The organism is Saccharospirillum sp. (assembly GCF_039982735.1).
GTDB lineage: Bacteria > Pseudomonadota > Gammaproteobacteria > Pseudomonadales > Natronospirillaceae > Saccharospirillum.
Map to the genome: position 1 here is coordinate 1 of NZ_JBDWXV010000004.1, position 3,088 is coordinate 3,088.

The following is a 3,088-nucleotide window of genomic DNA, read 5'->3' on the forward strand; positions in this document are numbered from 1 at the left end:
AGCGACGTGCGGCAACGTTCGTGCTCAGCGTGAGTAACGATTCAGTATGTGCTACGACTGGGTATTTTCGAACAGGGATAAAGAGGACTTGAGGTATTCGAGAGGAGAGGAAAAATGGCGGTGGGCCAGGGATTCGAACCCCGGGAAGGCTACTAACCTTCGGCGGTTTTCAAGACCGCTGCATTCAGCCACTCTGCCAGCCCACCGTTTTTTCCATTACTGCCTTGCGACAGCGGGGAGCATGATACCGGAATTGCCTGCGCTGTCAACGCCTCACCTGAAACCCGCTTCAATTTCTAACATTACCGGCATTTAATGAAATCCACACAGCAGTTTCGTGTCGTAAACGATTGAAAGTTGCGATTCTGACACTATGATGGAACACAGTATCCAGACGTTATCAACGGAGAAGACAATGGAAGACAGACGATTCGGCGCTCAGAACAATCAGGGAGCTTATTCAGCACCTCAGACCGAGCGGGCGACGACCGGTATCAGCGCAGATGCCATGAATGTGTTGCGGAACACCTACATGCTCCTGGGCATGACTCTGGCGTTCTCGGCACTGACCGCATTCCTGAACATGAACGGCACCCATCCTGGTTTTCTCATCACCATTGTGGGTTACATTGGCCTGCTATTCGCCACCTATAAGCTGAAGAACAGCCCCTGGGGCATCGTTACCACGTTCGCACTGACCGGCTTCATGGGATACACCCTGGGCCCGATCATCGGCGCATTCGTGGCCGCTGGCGCGTCCCAGATTGTAGCCCAGGCCCTGGCCCTGACAGCTGTCGCTTTCGTGGGTCTGTCCGCAACTGCGATCATCACCAAGAAAGACTTCAGCTTCCTGTCCAGCTTCCTGACAGCCGGTGCTTTTGTCCTGATTGGCGCCATGCTGCTGGCTTTCTTCATGGAAAGCTCCGTACTGCAACTGGCAGTATCGGCAGGCTTCACCATCTTTGCCTCGATCATGATCCTGTTTGAAACCAGCCAGATCATCAAAGGCGGTGAGCGCAACTACATTATTGCGACCGTTGGCCTGTACGTGTCCATCTACAACCTGTTTGTCAGCCTGCTGCACCTGCTGTCTGCATTCAGCGGCGACGACTGAGCCCAGGCTGAGTCCATCGTCAAGCGAGCCCCGGCCTTTGCCGGGGTTTTTGCTTTCTGTAAACTGAAATCTTTCTGGCCAGATTCATCATCATGACCCATTCCACGACCCACGCCACGACCCGCACCGCAACTCCGTCGTTTACCCTGGTTATCACTGGAGCGCCCTACTCTTCCCAGGCGCCGCAAACCGCGCTCAGCTTCGCCAAGGCGACTGTAGCCGCTGGCCACACTATTGACCGGGTCTTTCTCTATGGCGATGGCGTGCACCTCGCCTCAGCCCTGGTGGCAGCACCGTCTGATGAGACCCACTGGCCGAAGCGCTGGGCAGCATTCCTAGAGGAACATGAGATTCCTGGAGTTGCCTGCATTGCATCGGCATTGCGCCGGGGACTGGTCGACGGCGACGAGCAGAAACGCTACCAACTCGGTGCCAACAACCTGCTGAAACCCTTCACGATCGCGGGGCTTGGGGAATGGGTTGAAGGCAATATCAAGTCAACCCGGACCATCTACTTCCACGCGGGAGCCTGACTATGGGTATGCTCATTATCATCGATCAGCCGCCCTACGGCACTTGGGCGGGCCGTGAGGCGCTGGATATGGCCTTTGCCCTGGCCGCCTTCGACCAACCGGTAAGCCTGCTGTTCTCTGGCGCTGGCGTGAACTGGCTGCGCAAAGCGCAGGATACTGCGGGTATTGAGCAGAAATCCGTCGAGAAGAACCTGGCAGCCGCCCCCATATTTGGCATTAAAGCCATCCTGGCCGACCGGGCCGCCTGCGAACGCTACAACCTGGACATCAAGACCATGATCGACGGCGCGCAACTCACCGACGCCAACGCAGAGTTGATGGCACAATACTCCCAAGCCACATTCGCGGGTTAACCTGCTTGCTGAACAACCACTCGGACAGCCAACAATGAACCGATTGCACACCCTGCACATTCTGAACAAAACCCCGGACCACCCCCGATTTAGCGAGTGTCTGGGCACACTCGGCCCGGATGATGCGGTGGCATTAACCGAGAACGGCGTACTCGGGCTGGTTTCATCCAAGGCACTCAGCTCGGTACAGACCTACGCGCTGGCCGCCGACCTGGGCGCTCGCGGCTTGTCCGAGGACAACCTTGGGGCGGCACCCATCGACTACGCAGAGCTGGTCAACCTGACCCTGCAAGCAGAACGCGTCATCAGTTGGTGAATCATGACTAGAACCACCCCCGAGAGAAACAACGAGGGTTTTCTCGAAGACGCATGGGCCTGGAGCCCGGACGTTGCGGTTGAAATTGGCGCCGAGGACGGCCTGGAGTTAGACGAAAAACACTGGGAAATCATCACGTTTTTAAGGGAATTTTATAAAGAACACGAGATCTCACCACCCTCAAACAGGCTGTTCGTGAAAGCGGTAAAAGATGCCATGGGAGAGGAAAAAGGCAACAGCATCTACCTGATGCACCTGTTTCCCGGCACTCCCGCAAAAACGGCCTGCCGGATTGCCGGCCTGCCAAGGCCGACTAACTGCCTTTGATGCTCAGGACTTAGTGGGGCTGTTTCTTTGCGGTCTTGCGCTGTCGTGCGCGGACTTACGCTCCAGATCCGAGGCCGTCCCAAGGAAACTGCTCAGGCCATTCTCAAACAGCCCGGAACCGAATTTCAGGAACTGACGGGTCGACTCCCGAACCGTGCCATCCAACGCACTCTCCGGCAGATCCCTGACGGCCTCGGAAACGCCTCGTTTAACGCCACGAGTCACTTTCGGCTCAATGTCTCGGGTTGCCTCGATCAACTCGGCCACCTTACGGTCCAGGTGCGGACGAGCGATCAACCGCCAGAAACCGGCCAAAACCAGGCTCACCGTCGCTGCTGTAATCAGTACCTGTAGTGCTATGTCTGCCCAAGCCGGCATAACGCTTCTCCCGCTCCACGAGCCTAGATGGGTATTCGGATGTTCAGGAACACCAATGACAAAAACT

6 protein-coding genes and 1 tRNA gene are annotated in these 3,088 nt (G+C 56.5%); 5 read left to right on the forward strand and 2 right to left on the reverse strand.

The features are described from left to right. Window positions 1-115: 115 nt before the first annotated feature. Window positions 116-206, reverse strand: a tRNA-Ser gene (locus tag ABJT94_RS03845). A gap of 302 nt (window positions 207-508) precedes the next feature. Between ABJT94_RS03845 and ABJT94_RS03850 the strand changes: the two genes are divergently transcribed. From ABJT94_RS03850 to ABJT94_RS03870, 5 genes are all read left to right on the forward strand, one after another. Then, window positions 509-1,114 carry a Bax inhibitor-1/YccA family protein gene (locus tag ABJT94_RS03850; RefSeq protein ID WP_203301184.1) on the forward strand — a complete coding sequence of 202 codons (606 nt, stop codon included), beginning with the start codon at window positions 509-511 and terminating at the stop codon, window positions 1,112-1,114. A gap of 92 nt (window positions 1,115-1,206) precedes the next feature. Further along, complete coding sequence (gene tusD / locus ABJT94_RS03855; RefSeq protein ID WP_138441465.1) at window positions 1,207-1,647, forward strand: sulfurtransferase complex subunit TusD; 441 nt, start codon at window positions 1,207-1,209, stop codon at window positions 1,645-1,647. 2 nt (window positions 1,648-1,649) lie between these two features. Continuing rightward, window positions 1,650-2,000 (forward strand): DsrE family protein, encoded by a 351-nt coding sequence (locus tag ABJT94_RS03860; protein WP_348106369.1) that lies wholly within the window; start codon window positions 1,650-1,652, stop codon window positions 1,998-2,000. Between the two features lie 34 nt (window positions 2,001-2,034). Continuing rightward, complete coding sequence (gene tusB / locus ABJT94_RS03865) at window positions 2,035-2,316, forward strand: sulfurtransferase complex subunit TusB (protein WP_138441467.1); 282 nt, start codon at window positions 2,035-2,037, stop codon at window positions 2,314-2,316. A gap of 3 nt (window positions 2,317-2,319) precedes the next feature. Continuing rightward, window positions 2,320-2,643 carry a TusE/DsrC/DsvC family sulfur relay protein gene (locus tag ABJT94_RS03870; RefSeq protein ID WP_348106368.1) on the forward strand — a complete coding sequence of 108 codons (324 nt, stop codon included), beginning with the start codon at window positions 2,320-2,322 and terminating at the stop codon, window positions 2,641-2,643. Window positions 2,644-2,646: 3 nt separating this feature from the next. Here ABJT94_RS03870 and ABJT94_RS03875 read toward each other — a convergent pair whose 3' ends face one another. Beyond that, complete coding sequence (locus ABJT94_RS03875) at window positions 2,647-3,021, reverse strand: hypothetical protein (protein ID WP_138441469.1); 375 nt, start codon at window positions 3,019-3,021, stop codon at window positions 2,647-2,649. Between the last annotated feature and the right edge of the window lie 67 nt (window positions 3,022-3,088).